This window comes from Acinetobacter sp. TUM15071, assembly GCF_008980925.1.
Classification (GTDB): Bacteria; Pseudomonadota; Gammaproteobacteria; order Pseudomonadales; family Moraxellaceae; genus Acinetobacter; species Acinetobacter dispersus.
Genome location: NZ_BKGB01000001.1, coordinates 158,534 through 180,462 on the forward strand (window position 1 = coordinate 158,534; position 21,929 = coordinate 180,462).

Consider the following 21,929-nt stretch of genomic DNA (forward strand, 5'->3'; position numbering starts at 1 on the left):
ATGAATTATTTAACCAAGTAAATAAAAAGGCGTAAGAATAAATAACGTATATTCAATACTTATATTTATTTTTCACAATTATATTCTTATGAGTAATAAGCAAATAATTCACGATTATTTATCTCATAATAATATTTTTAAAAAAACTAAATAGCCTCTAGTCTAACGAAATAAATCATTAAATATTATTGCAATAAAACCAATTTTTATTAACAAAGCCAAAGACAACAGGAAAACTTATTCATGGCAAAAACCACAGATAAAGTCCAACTTGCGCTTGGAGATCATGCAGCTAGACAGCTTGCCAATGCCACCAAGACCGTTCCACAACTTTCGACCATTACCCCACGTTGGCTCACACATTTATTGCAATGGATTCCTGTTGAAGCAGGTATTTATCGCGTTAACCGTGTCAGCAACACCGATGATATCCAAGTGGCCTGTACACAACGTGATGAAGCGACTTTGCCGCAAACCTTTGTTGATTACGATGCGCAACCGCGTGAATATTTCTTAAATGGTGTTTCTACCGTCTTGGATATTCATACCCGAGTTGCTGATCTTTACAGCAGCCCACATGATCAAATTAAAGAACAATTACGCTTAACCATTGAAACCATTAAAGAACGCCAAGAAAGCGAGCTGATCAATAACCCTGAATATGGTTTATTGGCCAGTGTCGCAGATGAACAGCGTATCTCAACTTTAAATGGTCCCCCAACACCAGATGACTTTGATGATTTACTTCGTAAAGTCTGGAAAGAACCCGGTTTCTTCCTTGCACATCCAGATGCAATTGCTGCATTCGGTCGTGAATGTACTCGTCGTGGCGTGCCACCACCAACCGTCAGTTTATTCGGTTCACAGTTCATCACATGGCGTGGTGTGCCACTGATTCCATCGAATAAAATTCCAGTGGAAGATGGTAAAACCAAAATCTTGTTACTGCGTGTGGGTGAAAAACGCCAAGGTGTGGTGGGCTTATTCCAACCGGGCTTGGCAGGTGAGCAATCTCCTGGGCTTTCTGTACGCTTCATGGGCATCAACCGCAATGCGATTGCGTCTTATCTGATCTCACTGTACTGCTCATTGGCGGTATTGACTGAGGATGCGTTGGCTGTGCTCGAAGATGTGGAGGTGGACAAATATCATGACTACCCAGTTAACTACAAGTAACCTATCTTCTACAGGTACTGGGCAAGGTGGTCCAACGAGTTCTGAAGTGGTCGGTGTTAGCCCACCGTCCAACTTCCCGGATGAAGCAACACTTTCAAGACTCGCGTCTGAATTTTTTGCTGCATTGCCAAGCTCAGGCAGTGGCCACTCTTCTGGCTTGAATTTGGACTTGCCCAATGTCGGTACACCACCACATCAACCCCAGCCTGCCGAACCTTTAGCAGCGTTAAGTGGACGTGCGCCCAATATTGCCTATGAAAAAAGTTTGAATCCTGAATATCCTGAGCATATACCCAACTATCCCGACTACCCTGAACGTCGTGCGATTGCTTCTGCGCCAGTGGTTGGTGGAGCGAACTTACCTCGCCCACCGATTGAACCTAATTTTCCACAGGCCATTCATAGTGCACCGAATGTGCCTTTGGTTGAACCTTCTCGTCCATCTGCAAGTGAGGCATCGCCATTTTATTTTTTAAATGATTTTGCAGCGCCCAGCACATCAAGCTCTGAATTTGATGCTGCCAGTTTTGCGACCGCACAATCATTTCAATTACCACATGGCGATGCGCTAAAAAGCTTGTTACAGCAAGATCAGCCAAGTTTAGCTCAACCTAAAAGTACCACTTCTACAGGTTTCTATTTTTTGGATTTGCCACAAAGCAACGCGGGTTATGGCAATTACCAACCTTCACAACCGCAGTTTGTAGCCAACGCAGCTCAACCTTTGGATATTCAAGCGATCCGTCGTGATTTTCCAATTTTGCAAGAGCGCGTCAATGGCCGTCCTCTGGTCTGGTTTGATAATGCAGCGACCACGCAGAAACCACAAAGCGTGATTGATCGTATTGCCTATTTTTATCAGCACGAAAATTCCAATATTCATCGTGCCGCACATGAACTGGCAGCACGTGCAACCGATGCCTATGAGCATGCACGCAATGTGGTGGCTCGTTTCATTGGAGCAAAATCATCCAAGGAAATCATTTTTGTACGTGGTACCACTGAAGGTATTAACCTGATTGCCAAGACGTGGGGTGAGCAGAATATTGGTGAAGGCGATGAGATCATCGTGTCTCATCTTGAGCATCACGCCAACATCGTACCGTGGTTCCAGCTCACCAAAAAAGTCGGTGCCAAACTCCGTGTCATTCCTGTGGATGATACCGGTCAAATCATTTTGGAAGAACTGCCAAAACTGATTAATGAACGTACCAAACTGATCTCAATTACCCAAGTATCCAACGCCTTAGGTACGGTAACACCTGTCGCTGAGGTAATCAAAATCGCGCATGCTAAAGGTGTGCGAGTCTTGGTCGATGGTGCTCAATCGGTTTCACATATGTCAACCGATGTCCAAGCGATTGATGCCGACTTCTTTGTATTCTCAGGACATAAAGTTTTTGGGCCAACAGGTATTGGTGCAGTCTATGCCAAGCCTGAAATTCTGGAAACCATGCCCGTTTGGGAAGGTGGCGGTAATATGATTCAGGATGTGAGCTTTGAACAAGTGGTTTACCAACCAGCTCCAAATAAGTTCGAAGCAGGCACAGGCAATATTGCCGATGCCGTGGGTTTAGGTGCAGCACTGGAATATGTGGAACGCCTTGGCATTCATAATATTGCCCGTTATGAACATGACTTGTTGGAATATGGTCAGCATGCATTGAGTACGGTTTCAGGTTTAAGACCAATTGGCACGGCAAGAAACAAAGCCAGCGTGATGTCCTTTACCCTTGCAGGTTATTCCACTGAACAAGTGGGTAAGGCACTGAATCAACATGGCATTGCAGTGCGTTCAGGGCATCATTGTGCTCAACCGATCTTGCGTCGTTTTGGCGTAGAACAGACTGTGCGTCCTTCTTTGGCGTTTTATAACACTACTGAAGAAATTGATTTACTGGTGTCAGTATTACATCAACTGACCAGAAACAAACGCAGTGCCTAACGCCTCTCCAATAAAAAAGACTGCCTCAGCGCAGTCTTTTTTATGTTCAGGCAAAGGCAACACTCCAAATCAATCGTATTGCAACTACACCGAGAATAACCCCCATTACCCGTTCAAAATACACCCCAAACTCTAAAAAGCGTTTCCGCACAACAGGCTGAGCAAACATAATACTGACCAAAATAAACCACACCGCATTCACTAGACACATCCAGATGCCATAACCAATTTGAATCTTTAACGGTGTGGTCGGGCTAACAATGGTAGTAAAAATCGCCAGAAAGAAAACGGTTGCTTTTGGGTTCAGTGCATTGGTCAAAAAGCCCATATTAAAGGCTTGGATTAAGCTCGGTTTGCCCATCGCCTCACCAGCCAAAATATCCAGATTGTTATTTGGTTGACTACGTAAACATTGCCAGCCTAAATAAATCAAATAAGCCGCCCCAGCTATGCGTAATACCGACATTAACCAGACACTTTGCTGGATCAGCACGCCAACGCCCACCAAGGTATAAAACACATGCACCGAAATGCCGACACCAATGCCAATTGCAGTGATACAACCAATTAAATAGCCATATCGAACACTCTGCCGTACTGTAATAATAAAATCAGGACCTGGTAAAACAACTGCCATAAAATGGATCAATGCCAAGGCCAGAAACTCATGTCCATACAACTGCCACATTTGATTTATCTCCATCATGACTACAGGAAAAAGATTGTATTGCGATTTTTAAAGCGCGATAATCCAATCAAAATCCAAATAACTTTTGCGTCATGAGCACAAATCAAAGTCTGGTTCTGTTAAATGAAATGGCAACCTTTGTCAAAGTTGTCGAAACGGAAAGCTTTTCTGAAACAGCACGGCAGCTCGGTTCAACCCCGTCTGCTGTGAGCCGCGCCATTGCCCGTTTAGAACGAGCTTTAGGTACACGCTTACTGCATCGTACGACCCGTAAACTGCGCTTAAGTGAAAGTGGTCAGCAGGTCTATGAACGCTGCATCGACATGGTCAATGCCGCACAAGCAGTGATGGAAAGCTCGGGGCAGTTCCATATTGAACCACAGGGCATTATTCGGATCAGTGTGCCTAAGGCAGTTGGGCATTTTATGCTGCATCCACATCTGCCCGAATTCTTGGCGTTATATCCAAAAATTGATATTCAATTATTATTGGAAGACCGCTACATTGACTTGATTGATGATGGTGTCGATCTAGCCATTCGTATTACCGAACAACCACCGGGTGGCTTAATGGGACGAAAACTGATTGATATTGATCATTTAATTTGTGCCACACCCGAATATTTACAGCAACATGGCATACCGCAACATCCTCATGATTTAAAGCAGCACCAATGTATCTATTTGGGTGAACAACCGAATGACTCGAAATGGAAGTTTCAGCAAGAACAGAAATCCATTACTGTGCCAGTCCGTGGTCGTTATGCAGCCAATCACACTGGCGTACGCCTGAGTGCCGCTTTACAACATTTAGGCATAGCCAGTTTGCCTTACTTCGTAGCACGTCATGCCTTAGAACAAGGTTCTTTGGTGCAGGTCTTACCTGATTGGCATTTTAAGACCCATTATAGTGGCGGTGCATGGTTGCTCTATCCACCTACCCGTCATGTGCCACCTAAATTGAGTGTCTTCATTCAATATCTGGCAGAAAAATTAGCCGCAGAACCGGTCTTATTTCCGCAAAATACGCCGAGCTAAAACGATCACTTTCATTTATAAATCTGGCGAAAATAGCAAACCAAATGAAAATCAATAAAGCTTAAAATATTGATTTTCATTTATATATCAATAGAAATCATCCATTCATAAAACAATAAAAAGCATCTTTATTTTCATCCTGCATGATAGACAATGCACAAAAACAGATATTTTTTGCTGCATAAGTTATTTTTCTTCATTTTGCATAATCGCTAATCTAACAACCAAGTTGTTATAACAAGTTTAAGTGCAATGAACCAACCGATTGTAAATAAAGCGAATGGCGAACGCCCGCTGTATGATCAAGTCTATCAAGCCCTACTGCAACAGATCGTCGAGGGGAGCTATCAGATTCATCAACAGTTGCCATCTGAAAAAGAACTGAGTGAATTATTTAATGTCAGCCGTATCACCATTCGTCAGGCACTTAATCAACTTCAGCTCGAACATTTGGTTTACAAGATTCAAGGCAAAGGCACTTTCGTGAGCGCACCGAAAACCTTCCAAAACATTTCCCAATTGCAAGGCTTTGCAGAAGCCATGACCAATATGGGACATGAGGTGTTTAACGTGGTCAAAGAATTTCGCTTTATTCCTGCCACACCGCAAATTGCATCGAAATTAAAACTTTCAGTGAATAGCACTGTGGTGGAAATTAAGCGCATTCGCTTACTTAACCGTAAACCCGTTTCATTTGAACTAACTTATTTACCCGAATCGATTGGTTTAGCTTTGCAAGAGATCAACCTCTCCACGCGCGATGTGTTTTTAGCGATTGAAGAAGATTTATCGATTGCCTTGGGACATGCAGATTTAAACATTGACGCAACCCTTGCTGATGAAGAACTCAGTGAGCTTCTGCAAGTCGATATCAATGCACCACTGTTAAGAGTGGAGCGACTGACTCATGATCATGCTGGACACCCAATTGACTTCGAATATCTCTACTTCTCAGGAGAGACCTTCCAATACCGTTTAAGAGTAGATCGAAAAAGAAATACCTAACGTCACTAACCTTGTGAATTAAAACGCACTCAAAAAGGCACAACATGAATACGATTACACTGGACTATGACATTGTCGTCATCGGTGGGGGGACGGCTGGCCCAATGGCAGCCATCAAAGCCAAAACAGCCAACCCCAACCTGAAAGTTTTACTGATTGAAAAAGCCAATGTGAAGCGCAGCGGTGCAATTTCAATGGGCATGGATGGCCTGAATAATGCCGTTATTCCGGGCTATGCCACGCCTGAGCAATACACCAAGGAAATTACCATTGCCAATGATGGCATTGTCAATCAAGCCACCGTCTATGCCTATGCCAAACACAGTTTCACCACCATTCAACAGTTAGATCAATGGGGCGTGAAATTTGAAAAAGATGAAACAGGTGAATATGCGGTCAAAAAGGTCCATCACATGGGTGCTTATGTACTGCCGATGCCTGAAGGACATGACATTAAAAAAGTCCTGTATCGCCAACTGAAACGTGCTCAGGTCAAAATCAATAACCGCATTGTCACTACTCGCCTGCTGAAAAATGCCGAGGGAGCCATTAACGGTGTACTTGGCTTTGACTGTCGCAATGGTGATTTCTATGTGATCAAAACCAAGGCTGCGATTTTATGTTGCGGTGCAGCAGGACGTTTGGGTTTACCTGCATCTGGCTATTTGATGGGAACTTATGAAAACCCAACCAATGCGGGTGATGGCTATGCCATGGCTTACCATGCAGGGGCTGAACTCTCCAACTTGGAATGCTTCCAGATCAATCCGCTGATTAAAGATTATAACGGCCCTGCCTGTGCCTATGTGACCGGTCCATTGGGTGGTTATACCGCCAACAGCAAAGGCGAACGTTTTATTGAATGTGACTACTGGTCAGGCCAAATGATGTGGGAATTTTATCAGGAACTGCAAAGTGGCAATGGCCCAGTGTTCCTGAAAATGGATCATTTGGCGGAAGAAACAATTCAAACCATTGAAGAAATTCTGCATACCAATGAACGCCCAAGTCGTGGCCGTTTCCATGAAGGTCGTGGTACCGATTACCGACAAGATATGGTGGAAATGCAGATTTCAGAAATTGGTTTCTGTAGTGGTCACAGTGCTTCTGGGGTGTGGGTCAATGAAAAAGCCGAAACCTCCGTCAAAGGTCTGTATAGCGCGGGTGATATGGCAGCCGTTCCACATAACTATATGCTGGGTGCCTTTACTTATGGCTGGTTTGCTGGGGTCAATGCCGCTGAATATGTCGTAGAACAAGCCAACTCAGAATTGAATACCAATGAAATAGAAGCCGAAAAAGCCCGTGTTTTTGCACCCTTACACCGTCCAGATGGGCTGTCATCGGAACAAGTGGAATACAAGTTGCGTCGTATGGTCAATGACTACTTACAGCCACCGAAAACCCGACAAAAAATTGAGATTGCACTCAAACGCTTTGAAGAAATCAAAACCGATATTGAGCAGATCAATGCCAGCCATCCACATGAATTGATGCGCGTTGCCGAAGTAGCGGTGATTCGGGACTGTGCTGAAATGGCCGCGCGTGCTTCGCTCTTCCGTGAAGAAAGCCGTTGGGGACTCTATCACTACCGTGCAGATTGCCCTGAAAAAAATGATCGAGACTGGTTCTGTCATACCCATCTGAAAAAAAATCAGCTCGGCAATATGGTCAACTTTAAAAAAGCAGTTGAGCCTTATTTCATCCCAATTGAGGAGGATGAAGCCAACGCTTACAACCTGCTGCGTATTCAAAAAAAATTAGTCGCTGAAACAGTCGAATAAGGAACATCACATGGCTTTTATTTTTAAAGAAATTGCCCACCGCACAGCCGCACCTGTGTTGGTGGATGAAGATAAATGTATTGCCGACAAAGGCTGTACTGTCTGTGTTGATGTTTGCCCAATGGACTTATTGGCGATTCATCCAGAAAGTAAAAAAGCCTATATGCAGTTTGATGAATGTTGGTATTGCATGCCATGCGAGAAAGACTGCCCGACCGATGCCATTCAAGTCAACATTCCATATTTACTTAAATGAGGGGAACAATATGAGACTCAACCACTTAGCCAAAAGCCTGATTCTAAGCAGCAGTTTGCTGACAATCTTTAGCTCAGCACATGCGGAAAATATTCGGATTGCGATTGGTACCCAAGATACCACCATTAACTGTGCCACAGGCGGCTTGCTAATTCGCGAGTTAAATCTACTACCCAAATATTTGCCAAAAACAGGCAAATATAAAGATGCCAAATACGATATTGTCTGGAAAAACTTTACTTCTGGGGCGCCATTGACCAGTGAAATGGTGGCTGGTCGTTTAGATATTGGCGCAATGGCAGACTTCCCAGCAGTCAATAACAATGTCGCGTTTAAAAAGACGGGCAAAGAAAGTATTTTCCTGAGTGTGCTTTCTGGCAGCACCACTGGCAGTGGTAACGGCATCGTGGTCCCGCTGGATTCTGAGGTTAACTCGATCCAAGATTTAAAAGGGAAAACGATTTCTGTACCTTTTGCCTCAACCGCACATGGTCTATTACTGCGTGCCATTGCTGCACAAGGTTGGGACCCGAAAAAGGATGTCAAAATTATTGCCCAAGCCCCTGAAGTGGCAGGTCCAGCGCTCAAAAGCAATAAGGTTGATGCACATGCAGATTTTGTTCCTTTTGCAGAATTATTTCCCTACCAAGGTTTTGCCCGCAAAATTTATGACGGCGCACAGGCCAAAACCCCAACCTTTCATGGCTCTTTAGCCAGCAAATCCTATGCGCAACAATATCCAGAAATTATTCAAGCCTACTTACGCGCAACCATTGAAGCCGATCAACTGATCCGTAAAGAACCTGAAAAATATAGTGAACTGATTGCTGCCAAAACAGGGATTCCTGCCGAAGTAGTGTATTTATTTCATGGTCCGCTCGGTGTACAAACTCGCGACCTCAGTTGGAAGCCTGAATATAAGCAAGCCACTCAAACTGCCGTCGATACTTTGAAATATCTAGGTCGTGATGATGTTGATATCAATGTCAATCAATTCATTGATGATCAATACATCAAAAAAGCCTTCCAAAGCGCAGGCTTGAATTATGCGCAACAACTCAAAAATTACGCTCGATCACCTCTCGTTGCCAAAGATGCCCTGACTCAAAAACCGATTCAAAGTTTTGATCGGGTCACACAGATTTGGGTAAAAGGTGAAGCCAAAGTGCGCAGTTACGCCACACCTGAAACAGCCTTTGCAGATTTAAATAAATTAAAGCAGAGCGGTAAAAACATTCGTGTGGTCTACAACCAAGACCGTCATTTAAAAATCAAATTACTGGCGAATCTGGCGTGGTATGCCACCGATAAAAACGGTCAGATCAGTGCATTCTTACTGCGTGGGGATGCCAACAATTGGGCCAAAACACATGGCGGCAAAGTCTATGACTTTAATAATGCCCAAAAGCTGGTGAAGTAATGAAATCCCTCCTAACCTCCCTTTAGAAAGGGAGGAGCCTCACGAATCTTAGTCAGTCTTTAGACTCGTGAAAAGTCCCCCTTTTAAAGGGAGATTTAGGTGGATTCTGAGATTCAGGAGAAATAAATATGAATAGTTTAGCGGATACCCAACCGATTCAGTCTAAGGCAATCCGCCCTGTGCTGATATTTTCAAAAAGCCGTGTGATTTCATACAGCTTAAGTGCAGTGTCACTGGTGTTCAGTCTTGTGTTTTGGCAACTCGCCTCGCAATATCATTTAAATTTGGGACTGATTAACTTTGCCAATGTGCCTTCGCCACGAGATGTTATTCAATCTCTACTTGCTTTTGCCGAATTGGATACAGCCCTTGCACATGTCAAAGCCAGTATTACTCGAGTGTTGATCGGCTTCTTACTCGCATCCGTGCTCGGTGTCATTTTAGGATTATTGATTGGTTATTCCAAAACGCTGGCGTCCCTATTGATGCCACCCTTAGAAATCTTGCGTCCGATTCCAGCCGTCGCATGGATTCCCTTAGCAATTCTAATGTTTCCATCCTCAGAAGCCTCGATGATTTTTATTACCTTTTTAGGTGCGTTATTTCCAATCTTGCTCAATACCATTCATGGCGTTGAGGCCGTTGATCAACGTTTAATTGCTTCCGCAAAAAGTCTAGGTGCAGGCCAGTTTGCCATTCTGCGCGAAGTGATTATTCCAGGTTCTTTACCCAGTATCACCACAGGTTTAGCCATTGGCATGGGGACTTGCTGGTTCTGTCTGGTCACCGCTGAAATGATCTCTGGTCAGCTCGGTATTGGCTATTTCACTTGGGAATCCTTCACCTTGCAAAACTATGCCGACATTATTGTAGGCATGTTATTGATCGGTGCATTAGGTATGTTTAGCAGTGCTTTTTTACGCTATCTCGGTAAAAAGCTTACCCCTTGGTATCAGTTAAGGAAGACATAACATGAGTCAGTACGGTCATATCCATTTAAATAATATCGATCTGCACCTTGGGCAAGACAAACAACGCTTTCAAGCCTTGGATCATGTCTCCTTTGATCTTCAGGCAGGTGAATTTGTATGTTTGCTTGGTCCTTCGGGTTGTGGCAAATCAACACTGCTTGGCGCACTGGCAGGTCATTTACCGATTAGCTCAGGCACCATGTTATTGGATCAAAAAGCCATTGAAAAACCCTCATCTGATCGAGGCTTGGTGTTTCAACAACACACCCTATTTCCATGGAAAAGTGTGCTAGAGAATGTGTGTTTTGGCTTAAAAATGAAAGGCATCTCTAAAGCCCAACGCCTAGATCAAGCCCAGCAAATGATTGATCTGGTCGGCCTAAAAGGTTTTGAAGATAAATATCCTGCTGAATTGTCAGGCGGAATGCAACAACGGGTTGAAATTGCACGGGTGTTGATTAATCAGCCTCGTGTATTGCTGATGGATGAACCCTTTGGTGCACTAGATGCTCAGACTCGTTTAAAGATGCAGGAACTGCTGCTTGAAATCTGGCAAAGCATTCAAACCTCGGTGCTGTTCATTACCCATGATATTGATGAAGCTTTATTTCTGGCAGATCGGGTCTTGATCATGAGCCACCGTCCGGGACGTATTATTGAAGAAATCAAATTGGATTTCCCCCGTCCAAGACATGTTGATCTAGTGACTTCGACCGAATTTACCCAAATAAAAAAACATTGCATTCAAGTATTAAAACACGCCACTCAAGCGGAACTGAGTCGGTTAAATCCACTTGGTTTAAATCAGAAAGTCGCTGTTTAGGAAGCATAAAAAATGAGCTTAAATTACCCTATCCTGACGGATATTGATGAGGATTATGCTGATTATCTGTTTCAGCTGAATCAGGACGATGAAAATATCCGCTTTGTCGCAATTATGAATATTGCCGATGAGGAACAAACAGAATTATTGGCTTGGTTACAGCACGCAGTGTTACATGACCCAGCAAGCAAAGTACGTGAACGAGCTGCTATCCGTTTAGAAGGTTGGGAGGATGCGACATCTTTACATACTTTGGCTCAAGCTTTGAGTGATCCACATGAAAATGTGCGTGTTGCAGCAGCACAAAGCTTAAGTGAAATTAAACATGCTGAATCTGCCCATCATCTGGCAACATATTTGCAGCATCACGATGACTTTGTCCTTGCTGCAATTTTGAGAGCAATTAAGGAGCTACGGGCTGAACCGTTATTTGAAGCCACCCTCAAGCATGTTCAACATGCCAATCCCTTAGTGCGTAAAGAAGCTGTGAGTACACTGAGTTGGTTGCAGAAACAGGAAGGCTTAGCAACGCTGGCACATATCGCACAGCATGATGTTGATAACGAAATTCGTCGTATCGCCACAGGCGGCTTGGCGGCAACTCAAACGCCAACGCCCGAAATTTTATCGGCCTTACGCAGTTCTCTCACAGCTGATGCATGGCAACTACGGGTCGAAGCCGCCTTGACAATTGGAAAATTAAAAGTCCTTGAATTAGAACAGCCGCTTTTACAGCAACTGGATGATACTTACTGGCAAGTTCGCATTGCTGTTACACGCAGCTTAGGACGCCTTAGATCAAATGCTGCAATTGCCAAACTCCAAGAAAATTTCCAGCATGACATCAGCAACCTACGCAAAGAGGTCGCGATTGCCTTAGGTGAAATTGGCGGGGAATCAGCTCAGCATATTTTATTACAACATGCGGAAGACCCTGATCCAGAAGTACGTAAATCGATTCGTATTGGACTGGCACTCATTCAGGAGAGACAATATGTCACTTAAACCTTACCAGCTTAATGTCGATATCGAACAGCAACGCCTGTTTCTCTCATGGGAGGATGGTACTGAAAAGGATTTTAGCCATGCGCAGCTGAGAGCCAGCTGCCCTTGTGGGTTTTGTCGAGCAAAGCGTCTACGGCAACAAGATGTTCAATATCCAGATCATGTTGCCATCTCTGCGATCTACTCACAAGGTTACGGGATTCAGATCTGTTTTGATGATGGACATGACAAAGGGATTTTCCCTTGGGCTTTTTTAAAAACGTTGAATTCGTCATGAAACATTCAAATGACTTATGTATAAACCCTAAAACGATATGAAATTTTTAGATTTATAAAATAAAATTTATGTGTAATATATTTAACAAATAAGTTGAGTATATTACATGAAAATAACCTTACTCATTTCATCCCTGCCAACCCAGAACACTACAACGCGTATGCGAGTATGGCGAGCACTGAAAGCCAGTGGTGCTGCAACACTACGCGATGGTGTTTATGCTTTACCCAAGCAACATTCAGAAAAGTTTGATGCGATTGCTGAGGATTTAATTACAGAAAATGGCAGTGCCTATTTATTTCAGACCATTGCCGCAGAAAATCTGGATCTGATACAGCTATTTAACCGAAAAGAAGAATACGATGCGCTCTATCAACAACTCACACAACTTCGACAGGAGTTGAATCAGACCAATAAAAAAGAGCTTCTTAAACAGATTCGTAAATTACGTAAACAGCTTGATGCATTAATTGAAATTGACTATTTCCCAACCGAGGCAAAGCAGCAAACTATTCGGGAACTGAATGCGGTTGAACAGAGCATTTTACGTTTTGGCGAAACCGATGAACCACATTCTCTACACAGCGACATTCAAATACTACGCAAACAGGACTTTCAGAATAGAATTTGGGCCACAAGAAAACGACCATGGATTGATCGTTTAGCTTCCGCTTGGTTGATCCAAAATTTTATTGATCCTGATGCAACCTTTATCTGGTTAGACACACCAAATGATTGTCCTGCTACAGCCTTGGGGTTTGATTTTGATGGTGCAAGCTTTAGCCATATTGATCATTGGGTAACGTTTGAAACCTTATTACACAGCTTTGACCTAAATCAACAGTCTGCTTTAAAGCATATTGCGGAAATTGTGCATTTTCTCGATGTCGGTGGTGTTGAACCACCTGAAGCAATCGGGATCGAAAAAGTCATTCAAGGCTTAAGAGCTAAAATTACGGATGATGATCAATTACTTGAACTTTCCAATTATGTTTTTGATGGCCTATACGCCAATTTTTCTCCAGAATGATCATGCAACAAAAACAAAACCATGTACTCGATCAGCCAATACCCGTTGTCCCATTTTGGCAAGCCTTTTTATTCTGGCTGAAATTGGGATTTATTAGTTTTGGTGGCCCAGCTGGACAAATTGCAGTGATGCATCAAGAGTTGGTGGAAAATAAACGTTGGATCTCTGAAAAAAGATTCTTACATGCACTGAACTACTGCATGCTACTCCCTGGTCCTGAGGCACAACAGCTTGCCACTTATATTGGTTGGCTGATGCATCGAACCACGGGCGGGCTTGTCGCAGGGATTCTGTTTGTTCTCCCCTCGTTATTTATCCTGATTACCCTGTCATGGATTTATGTGCAGTTTGGTGATGTGCCAATTATTGCAGGATTGTTTTATGGGATTAAACCTGCGGTCACAGCAATTGTCTTTCATGCAACTTATCGTATTGGTAGTCGCTCATTAAAGAATCCGTTTTTATGGGCCATTGCTGCTGCCGCATTTATTGCCATTTTCGTGTTTAACGTCCCTTTTCCCCTGATCGTGTTAGCAGCTGCTATCTCAGGCTATGTGCTGAGTAAGAAAAAACCAGATTTATTTACTGCTCAGGCTTCCCATCAAAATAGTCATAAAAGTTATGGAACAGCCCTGATTGATGATGATACGCCGACGCCTGCCCATGCAGTTTTTCGTTGGGGCAATCTCGCCAAAATTCTGATTATTGCTGCATTCCTATGGTTTGTGCCGATGCTGCTTTTGACTTTGGGATTGGGATGGCAACATGCTTATACCCAAATGGCGTGGTTCTTTACCAAAGCAGCTTTACTGACCTTTGGCGGTGCTTATGCCGTTCTGCCCTACGTGTATCAAGGTGCAGTCAATCATTATGCTTGGCTGAGTCCAACCCAAATGATTGATGGTCTGGCACTCGGTGAAAGTACCCCTGGTCCATTGATTATGGTGGTGGCATTCGTGGGTTTTTTGGGTGCTTATAACCATGCTGTATTGGGTGCTGAACATCTATTTTTAGCAGGCGCAATTGGTGCGGTGATCGTCACTTGGTTTACCTTCTTATTTTCCTTTGTGTTTATTCTGGCAGGTGCCCCAATTATCGAATCTACGCATAATGAACTGAAATTTACCGCACCACTCACTGCGATTACCGCTGCTGTGGTCGGGGTAATTTTAAATCTGGCCTTATTCTTTAGCTATCACGTGCTCTGGCCAAATGGTTTTGATCATACCTTTAATTATGAAGCGGCCTTTATTACCGTTGCAGCATTGATTGCTTTATTCAAATTTCAGCTCAATGTGTTGTATGTGATTTTTGCATCGGCCTTTTGCGGTTTGATCTTATATATTGGTGCGTAATTGAATGCATCGAGTAGCTCAAAACGCTACTCGATGAAGTTCTCTCTTAAATATGGTGAATTTCCACAGAAGCGTGCACAATTTCCTCATGAATCGCCAATTCCGCTTTAACCTGATCAGGATTCAAATCAGCCAGTGTAGTTTCCAATCCTAAAATACAAGAGAACTTGCCTTTCCCGACCTTCCATACATGTAGATCAGTAATTTCAACCTGTGAAAACTGGGCAATCACCTCACGTATTTCTTCAACCACAGGATGCCCCATTTCAGCATCCAATAGAGTTTTTCCTGTTTCCTGCATCAGCCCCCAAGACCATTTTGCAACCAATAATGCGCCGACAATCCCAAGCAAAGCATCCAGAAAATTCCAGCCAAAATATTTGGCCGCAAATAAGGCAATAATCGCGAGTACCGAAGTGACTGCATCAGCAACCACATGTAAAAAAGCTGCTTTTTGATTCAAATCATGATGATGATCATGGCCATGGTGATCTGCTTCATCATGAGGATGACGATGCGAATGATGGTGATGATGCTCATGTCCCCCATCATGTAATAACCATGCACAAATTAGATTGACGATCAGCCCCACAATCGCAATGGGAATCGCTTCATTAAAATGAATGGTGACAGGATTAAATAAACGCTCGAGTGACTGAATTCCCATCAACAGTGCCACCACCATCAGTAAAATCGCACTGCTATACCCCGCCAAGATTTCAATTTTCCATGTACCAAAGCTAAAGCGTTGATCCTGCGCATAATGTCGTGCCATACGATAGGCAAAATAAGCAAGCCCCAAGGCCAGCATATGCGAACTCATGTGCCAGCCATCGGCAAGCAAAGCCATCGAATTAAAAAACCAACCGCCTAGAATTTCCAAGACCATCATCACAGCGGTCAAAATGGTGGCAATTAAAATTCTTTTTTGAGCCAAGGGATTTCCTTGATCAAACTGGTGAGAATGACGTCGTTCTAGGTTACTATGCTGCATTTATTTTCGTCTTCCAATATACTCCCCCTAGTATATATTTTTTTAGGAAAAAAGGTATGTCTCACCTCCATCAAGATAAGAAAATTTTAAATCGTCTTAAGCGGATTCAAGGACAGTTCGCAGCAATCGAAAAATCAATCACAAATCCTGAAAGTTCTTGCATAGAAGTTCTACAGCAGGTTGCAGCAGTCAAAGGTGCGGTGAACGGTTTAATGAACCAATTGATCGAACAACACCTAAAAGAACATGTATTAAAAGGTGCAGATCATGTGGATGAGGAAGAAGTCGAAAAGTTTTTCACCTTATTACAACGCTATCTATAAATACCAAATGGTGTCACTCAGTTGTTCAAGCTCGGAATGATCATGACTCACATACAACATTGGGATCTTGATTTCCTGTTTAACGCGTTGAAAAAAAGGAATGATCTCGGCTTTATGCGCGGTATCCAGTGCAGACAGTGGCTCATCTAAAAGCAGCAATTGTGGCGAGTATAGTAAGGCTCGTCCCAAAGCCACTCGCTGTTTTTCTCCCCCAGACAGCTTAATCGGCATACGTTCCAGCAAATGCGTCAATTTCAACAACTCAACAATATAGTCCACTTCGAACTGACGTTGTTGTGGCGCAATATGCTTAAAACCAAACAGTAAATTCTGTTTGACGTTTTTATGTGGGAACAATTGCGCATCCTGAAAGACCAAACCGACACGGCGCTGTTGCGTACTGAGATAAATGTTCTGACCTTGATCAAACCAAGTCTGATTCTGGATTTTAATCCAGCCCGATTGAGGTCGAATTAAGCCTGCAATACTGTGCAATATGGTGGTTTTCCCCGAACCCGAAGCCCCAAATAAACCAATCACCGACTGATCAGACTGAAAACGTTGATTCAGACAAAATTGCCCTTGCTGTAGCTGTATATGACAATCAATCATGCTGAATACCCACGCTTATTTTTCTGATATCGATTGAACCACTGTGCAAACCATAAGGCAAAGAATGCCACCGATAAAGACAGGATAATCAATCGCCATACCGCGGCTTCGGTATCGGGTTGCTGCATTAAACTATACATTGCCAACGGTAAAGTGCGGGTTTCGCCAGCAATATTGCCTACAAAGGTAATGGTTGCGCCAAACTCACCTAAACTTCGGCAAAAACATAAAATAGCACCGACCAAAATACCACTACTGGCGAGCGGTAATGTCACCTGCATAAACGCCCCAAAGGAAGATGCCCCTAAGGTTTTCGCAGCCAGCTCCAAGCGTTGATCGACCAGTTCAATCGCCAGCCGAATCGATTGTACCAATAAAGGAAAGCCCATCACCGCGGATGCCAATACCGCGCCTTTCCAGTTAAAAGCAAACTCTAACCCCAGCGGTGCAAGATATTGCCCCAACAGTCCCCGATTACCAAACAATTGCAGCAATAAGTAGCCGGGCACGACAGGTGGCAAAACCAAAGGTAAGAACACCAAGGTCTCAAACAGTGACTTTCCCCAAAACTCTTTGCGGGCCAATACCCAAGCCACTAAAGTTGCAGGAATTAAGCTAAACACCAGACACGCTGCTGCCACTTTACAGGACAGCTTGAGAACTTCAATTTCTTCAGGGCTTAAGATCATCATTTAGTTACTGCAACACGCTAAACCCATATTTTTTAAATATCGTTTTTGCCTGTCCGCTTTGTAGAAATTTATAGAATTTGACCGATTCCGCATTCTTCTTAGTTAAACCTACGGGATAAATAATCGGTGGATGCGTATTTTCGGGGAAGATGCCCGCCACAACCACATCTTTACTGATGGCAGCATCCGTCGCATACACAATCCCCACCTGACATTCACCACGCGCTACAAAGTTTAAAGCAGCACGTACATCTTCTGTTTCAACTAGTCGTGGTTGAACTTTGTCCCACCAACCCAGTGAGGTCAACGCCTGCTTAGCATATTTCCCTACAGGTACGCTCTTGGTATCCCCTGTACACAGCTTGCCTTGAATCGCCGTAGTTGGATCAAAACTTTTATCCATTTTTAATTTAATCGGACGGTCTTTAGGGGTAATCACAACCAGTCGATTGCCCAGTAAATTAATGCGATCAGTTGGCGCAACCAACTGCTTATTCTGTAAATAGTCCATCCATTGCACATCGGCTGACATAAACACATCAGCAGGTGCCCCCGCCTCAATTTGCTTGGCTAAGGTTGAAGACCCTGCATAAGAGGTTTTGACCTCAGTTTTATTTTTTTGCTCATAGATTGCATCGAGTTCATTCACTGCGTTGGTTAAGCTTGCAGCTGCGTACACTGTAATCGCATCTGCGGCAACCGCATGGGTCTGCATCAATAAACTCGCCCCAAAAGCGACAGCACAGAGATGTGTTTTTTTCATCATTGTTGGCATTGTTTTGTCCTCAAATTTCGATATGTTTTTAAGAATATATCGCTTAATAAAGATACACTAAAAATAACAATTCGCCAGTCTTGTTATCCCTAATCCATCATCTGTTTATTTAGAACTTGAATGATCTCATCATAGGAACCATGATCATCATTTGGTGCAAAAAATCAGTTTTTCACCAATTCAGGGCATCTTCATCTAAATTTCGATATAAGCGATAGATCGCATCATCTAGATCAAACATGCGCTCGATCAATCGTTAGTTACCGAAAAATATAGCGATCAGCCCTATTTTGCTTTCCAAAATAAAAAGACGTCTATCCAAACACCAACCAAATGATGCTGAATAGACGCCTTTGTCTATTTCTAAAGATAGCCTAGATCGCTACCCTATTGCTTTTTAGCAAAAGATATGCCATGACCAACTTGATATAGCCATAACTCTGCAATTGATATTGAGCTTATTGACTAATGGCTTGGTCAATCTTCTTGGCGAATTTTTGAATATCACTGCTTTGGATCGTAGCTTTACCTTCGCTGATCGCTTGGAATTGCTGTGCTGCCATTTCCTGCATCTTGATTTTGCCAGATACAATATTACGGTCAAAGCGTCCCATAAATTCATCAACATATTCTTTTTCAGTCACGATATGGTCACCATTGGCATCGGTTTCAAAGAATTGCTTATCTCGCGCAGTCAAATAATCACCAAGTGTCACATACACCTTTCCTTGGCCATATTGTGTGATGAACTCATTGATATTACTTGGCATTGGCATCGAGATTGGAAGTTTGACACGGAAGCCATCATGGGTTGCGGTACTATTCTCAGATAGTTTTGCATCTTCCCCGTTAATTAAACCATCCTGATTTTTATCGAATTCATTAAATGTTTTTAAGCCGGTTTCCTGAAACTCTTTTAAAGTGAGTTTCTGATCTTTATTGCTGTTCAAAATGCCATAACGTACATGTGCCTGTTTCTCTGACATGTCACGGCGTTGTTTTAATAATGGCTCTAAACGTGTTTGTTCATATTGTACAAACTGCTGTTGCTTGACTTTTTTATTGTTTTTGAATAGTGCTGCATAGTCTTGAGTATATTGCTTTAATAAAGCCGCACTGCTCTGTTCTTTATTATTTGGATGATAAAGAACATACAATGCATACGCTTGCTGATACGCACTTGACTGATCAACCGTTTCCGCAGCAGAAGTCACCGAAATCGCCATTGCAGTTAAACCTGCAATCATTAAAGCCAATTTTTTCATGTTCATTTCCTTAAATGTAAACATTTGCTAGATCGAAAACCTTTTTCTATCTTGCTACTAAAATAAAATTAATATTTAAATTCGATACTTGCGACAACGTTACGACCTGGTTCAGCCGCACGATCAATTAGGCTGGCCTGATTGGTACCGTTAATTGTTCCTACAGCTGCGTAGTCCCAATAGGTTTTGTCAAAGATGTTATTAAAAGCGACATTGAGTTTGGCAAACTTAGTCACATTCCAATAAGCGGATAGATCAAATACGGTATAACCTGCCACACGTTGGTATTGCGTGTCTTCTTGATAAGAACTCACATCTTGTGTTGCAACTCTGCCACCGACAGCAGTTGCAGTCATGCCTAAGCCAAATACTTTATTAGGATCATCATAGGCAAAGGTTAAGCTGCCTTTTTCTGGCTGAACTGAATTGACGCCACTCTTCGCACCATTTTTATTTTTTGCCGTTCCTTTGGTTTTTCCTGCAACCAATGCAAGGCTAAAACCATCTGAATTTGGAATGAACTGGCCTAAATCGATGCGAGTAGATAATTCTCCACCCCAGATTTGTGCATCGGCTAAGTTTTCAGCTCGATAATAACCATATGGATATTGCGGTGTTGTGCCGTAATTGTAGTAATCGATAAAATCTTTATATTGAGTATAAAACCCTGTGATATCAAACTTGATCCCATCAATCGAGGTATTTCTCAACCCAATTTCGAATGCATCACTGCTTTCTTTTTTCAGATCCGAATTCCCAATCACAATATAACTTGGGTTGCCTGGTGTCGTTTGATAAATCCCGCCCATTTCCGTTGGTGAAGGAATACGATTGCCTTTTGAATATTTTAAATAGCTGTAGTTGGTCGGACTAAACTGATAGCTTGCTGAAAAACTTGGAGAGACATAATTAAAGTCTTTGGCCTGCACATCATTATAAGTGGTAATGTCTGGTCTAAATTCTTGACGTTCTAGACGTACCGATGGGGTTAAAGTTAGGTTTCGACCCAAGAGATCTAAGCGAATATCATCAGATACAAAAGCTGAATAGCGTTTCAATTTGGAATCTAATAAATAAGCACCTTGGTAAAGTGACGGAAGTGACGCCCCATTACGCAGATCAAGTTTGGTACTGGAGAACTCTTTCTGGTCTGCAGTTAGGCCATATTTGAGGGTATGATTTTTGATCACTTTACTTGCATCAATTTTTATACCTACATTTTTCTCTTTATATGTGGTTGAAAAATCACGTGCAACAGTCGCACTATTCATAAATGAAGTATCAGTATCGTTATTAGATTCTTGATACCAAATTTTGCTATTCAACTTATCAAACAATAAGAAACCGTTTGGCTTATAAATATGTTGAATACTGAATTGGGTGCGATCAATATCTTGGTGTTGCTGTGCGTCGCTCTTATAGTTAGTAAATAAATTCGCCGCAATCTCTTTGGTATCAGTTTTTTTCTTATAGTAATCTGCAGTAAAGTTTAATTGGTGCTGATCAGATAGGGTCCATAAAATACGAGTTAAAACAGCATCAGAGTTCCAATCTGCAGGAAAAGCCCTAGTTTTAGAATTCGGTTTGGTTTCTTGTCCATCACGATGCGCATAAGCAACCAATGCCTTTAGATCATCATTGCCAATCGCACCTGTTACAGATGCCAACCAAGCCTGATCAGCTGAGCTATAACCCGTTTTCAATGTACCAGCAACGGTCTTACCGTCAACTAAGTAATCTTCTGGTGATTTATTTTTAAAAGAAACTCGGCCACCAATACCATCAGTTGAAACATCTGTTGTACCAGAGACAATATCAACCGTGCTGAACATTTCAGGTTCGATGTAATCTCGCCCTGCTCCACGCTTGCCCATACTTTTCGGTGGAATATAAGTACTGACTGTTGCATCGGCAAGATCGACCCCATCGACATCTAAACCAATTCGGTTGGCATCAATACCACGAATGTTATAGCTACTTGTGCCAGTTCCGTCGAAAAATGTGCCACTGCCTGCTACCGAAAATGGTGCGTTGACCAGTGGTAAATATTTCACAATACTGGCCATGTCGGTAACACCAGTTTTATCCATATTTTCACGATTAATGCTGGTACGAGATACAGGTGACTCGTTTTCATGTTCTGCGTAAACGGTAATGGTCGATAATGAGGTATAAGCTTTATCCTGTTTGCTCTCTTCCGCATAACTTCCCGAACTCACCCCTGCACTCATGAGTGCAATCAAACATACAGACAAATAACGTGGTTTTAAAACAGTCATATCGGACTTGATTGGGCTATATAGCTCAACAGGATTACGATTCATACGGGAGCCTTTTAAATGATATTGATAATCATTAAAACTGTGTATTTTTACTTATTCACTCACCCCAAATTGTGATTGAAAGTAAGAATTACAAATATACACAGATCTAATAAATGCGAATCATAATCAATTACATTTTTATTTACAATAATTTTGTTCAATCAGCCAGTTC

At 42.6% G+C, this 21,929-nt stretch carries 21 protein-coding genes; 14 read left to right on the top strand and 7 right to left on the bottom strand.

Annotated elements, in window-relative coordinates:
• The first annotated feature begins 243 nt into the window (after nucleotides 1-243).
• Both GBI66_RS00765 and GBI66_RS00770 read left to right on the top strand, forming a co-directional pair.
• Complete coding sequence (locus GBI66_RS00765) at nucleotides 244-1,176, top strand: family 2A encapsulin nanocompartment shell protein (protein ID WP_004654714.1); 933 nt, start codon at nucleotides 244-246, stop codon at nucleotides 1,174-1,176.
• Nucleotides 1,151-3,121: a family 2A encapsulin nanocompartment cargo protein cysteine desulfurase gene (locus GBI66_RS00770; RefSeq protein ID WP_151714800.1), complete on the top strand. Its 1,971-nt coding sequence runs from the start codon at nucleotides 1,151-1,153 to the stop codon at nucleotides 3,119-3,121. Before GBI66_RS00765 ends, GBI66_RS00770 begins: the two co-directional genes overlap by 26 nt.
• 46 nt (nucleotides 3,122-3,167) lie before the next feature.
• On the opposite strand, the gene GBI66_RS00775 is transcribed toward GBI66_RS00770, so the two are convergent.
• Nucleotides 3,168-3,809, bottom strand: a complete 642-nt coding sequence (locus GBI66_RS00775; RefSeq protein ID WP_151714801.1) for a LysE family translocator — start codon at nucleotides 3,807-3,809, stop codon at nucleotides 3,168-3,170.
• A 92-nt stretch (nucleotides 3,810-3,901) separates the two neighbouring features.
• On the opposite strand from GBI66_RS00775, the gene GBI66_RS00780 reads away from it, so the two are divergent.
• From GBI66_RS00780 to chrA, 11 genes are all read left to right on the top strand, one after another.
• Nucleotides 3,902-4,846 (top strand): LysR family transcriptional regulator, encoded by a 945-nt coding sequence (locus GBI66_RS00780; RefSeq protein WP_151714802.1) that lies wholly within the window; start codon nucleotides 3,902-3,904, stop codon nucleotides 4,844-4,846.
• Nucleotides 4,847-5,098: 252 nt separating this feature from the next.
• Entirely contained in the window at nucleotides 5,099-5,851 is a 753-nt protein-coding gene (locus GBI66_RS00785; RefSeq protein WP_151714803.1) for a GntR family transcriptional regulator, read from the top strand.
• A 44-nt stretch (nucleotides 5,852-5,895) separates the two neighbouring features.
• The gene (locus GBI66_RS00790; protein ID WP_151714804.1) at nucleotides 5,896-7,635 is read left to right on the top strand and encodes a fumarate reductase/succinate dehydrogenase flavoprotein subunit; all 1,740 of its coding nucleotides are present in this window, start codon (nucleotides 5,896-5,898) and stop codon (nucleotides 7,633-7,635) included.
• Nucleotides 7,636-7,645: 10 nt separating this feature from the next.
• On the top strand, nucleotides 7,646-7,891 hold the full coding sequence (locus tag GBI66_RS00795; RefSeq protein WP_004654721.1) for a ferredoxin family protein: 246 nt from the start codon (nucleotides 7,646-7,648) through the stop codon (nucleotides 7,889-7,891).
• A gap of 10 nt (nucleotides 7,892-7,901) precedes the next feature.
• On the top strand, nucleotides 7,902-9,311 hold the full coding sequence (locus GBI66_RS00800) for an ABC transporter substrate-binding protein (protein WP_151714805.1): 1,410 nt from the start codon (nucleotides 7,902-7,904) through the stop codon (nucleotides 9,309-9,311).
• Nucleotides 9,312-9,439: 128 nt separating this feature from the next.
• The gene (locus GBI66_RS00805) at nucleotides 9,440-10,282 is read left to right on the top strand and encodes an ABC transporter permease (RefSeq protein ID WP_151714806.1); all 843 of its coding nucleotides are present in this window, start codon (nucleotides 9,440-9,442) and stop codon (nucleotides 10,280-10,282) included.
• Nucleotide 10,283: 1 nt separating this feature from the next.
• Nucleotides 10,284-11,105 (top strand): ABC transporter ATP-binding protein, encoded by an 822-nt coding sequence (locus tag GBI66_RS00810; protein ID WP_151714807.1) that lies wholly within the window; start codon nucleotides 10,284-10,286, stop codon nucleotides 11,103-11,105.
• Nucleotides 11,106-11,117: 12 nt separating this feature from the next.
• On the top strand, nucleotides 11,118-12,110 hold the full coding sequence (locus GBI66_RS00815) for a HEAT repeat domain-containing protein (protein ID WP_151714808.1): 993 nt from the start codon (nucleotides 11,118-11,120) through the stop codon (nucleotides 12,108-12,110).
• Entirely contained in the window at nucleotides 12,100-12,387 is a 288-nt protein-coding gene (locus tag GBI66_RS00820; RefSeq protein ID WP_151714809.1) for a gamma-butyrobetaine hydroxylase-like domain-containing protein, read from the top strand. Before GBI66_RS00815 ends, GBI66_RS00820 begins: the two co-directional genes overlap by 11 nt.
• A gap of 106 nt (nucleotides 12,388-12,493) precedes the next feature.
• The gene (locus GBI66_RS00825) at nucleotides 12,494-13,417 is read left to right on the top strand and encodes a chromate resistance protein ChrB domain-containing protein (RefSeq protein ID WP_151714810.1); all 924 of its coding nucleotides are present in this window, start codon (nucleotides 12,494-12,496) and stop codon (nucleotides 13,415-13,417) included.
• A gap of 2 nt (nucleotides 13,418-13,419) precedes the next feature.
• Entirely contained in the window at nucleotides 13,420-14,772 is a 1,353-nt protein-coding gene (gene chrA / locus GBI66_RS00830) for a chromate efflux transporter (protein ID WP_151714811.1), read from the top strand.
• Nucleotides 14,773-14,818: 46 nt separating this feature from the next.
• Here chrA and dmeF read toward each other — a convergent pair whose 3' ends face one another.
• Nucleotides 14,819-15,766: a CDF family Co(II)/Ni(II) efflux transporter DmeF gene (dmeF, locus tag GBI66_RS00835; protein ID WP_151714812.1), complete on the bottom strand. Its 948-nt coding sequence runs from the start codon at nucleotides 15,764-15,766 to the stop codon at nucleotides 14,819-14,821.
• A 56-nt stretch (nucleotides 15,767-15,822) separates the two neighbouring features.
• Here dmeF and GBI66_RS00840 point away from each other — a divergent pair, with 56 nt between their 5' ends.
• Complete coding sequence (locus tag GBI66_RS00840; RefSeq protein ID WP_151714813.1) at nucleotides 15,823-16,089, top strand: metal/formaldehyde-sensitive transcriptional repressor; 267 nt, start codon at nucleotides 15,823-15,825, stop codon at nucleotides 16,087-16,089.
• Here GBI66_RS00840 and GBI66_RS00845 read toward each other — a convergent pair.
• From GBI66_RS00845 to GBI66_RS00865, 5 genes are all read right to left on the bottom strand, one after another.
• A complete protein-coding gene (locus GBI66_RS00845; protein ID WP_151714814.1) occupies nucleotides 16,084-16,701 on the bottom strand; it encodes an ATP-binding cassette domain-containing protein in 618 nt (205 codons plus the stop codon). The genes GBI66_RS00840 and GBI66_RS00845 overlap by 6 nt on opposite strands.
• On the bottom strand, nucleotides 16,698-17,393 hold the full coding sequence (modB, locus tag GBI66_RS00850) for a molybdate ABC transporter permease subunit (RefSeq protein WP_005211366.1): 696 nt from the start codon (nucleotides 17,391-17,393) through the stop codon (nucleotides 16,698-16,700). The genes GBI66_RS00845 and modB overlap by 4 nt, the downstream gene beginning before the upstream one ends.
• A gap of 4 nt (nucleotides 17,394-17,397) precedes the next feature.
• Nucleotides 17,398-18,168, bottom strand: a complete 771-nt coding sequence (gene modA, locus GBI66_RS00855; protein WP_151714815.1) for a molybdate ABC transporter substrate-binding protein — start codon at nucleotides 18,166-18,168, stop codon at nucleotides 17,398-17,400.
• A gap of 458 nt (nucleotides 18,169-18,626) precedes the next feature.
• Nucleotides 18,627-19,433 (bottom strand): hypothetical protein, encoded by an 807-nt coding sequence (locus GBI66_RS00860; protein ID WP_151714816.1) that lies wholly within the window; start codon nucleotides 19,431-19,433, stop codon nucleotides 18,627-18,629.
• A 68-nt stretch (nucleotides 19,434-19,501) separates the two neighbouring features.
• Nucleotides 19,502-21,757, bottom strand: coding sequence for a TonB-dependent hemoglobin/transferrin/lactoferrin family receptor (locus tag GBI66_RS00865; protein WP_151714817.1), 2,256 nt, complete (start codon nucleotides 21,755-21,757; stop codon nucleotides 19,502-19,504).
• Nucleotides 21,758-21,929 lie beyond the last annotated feature (172 nt).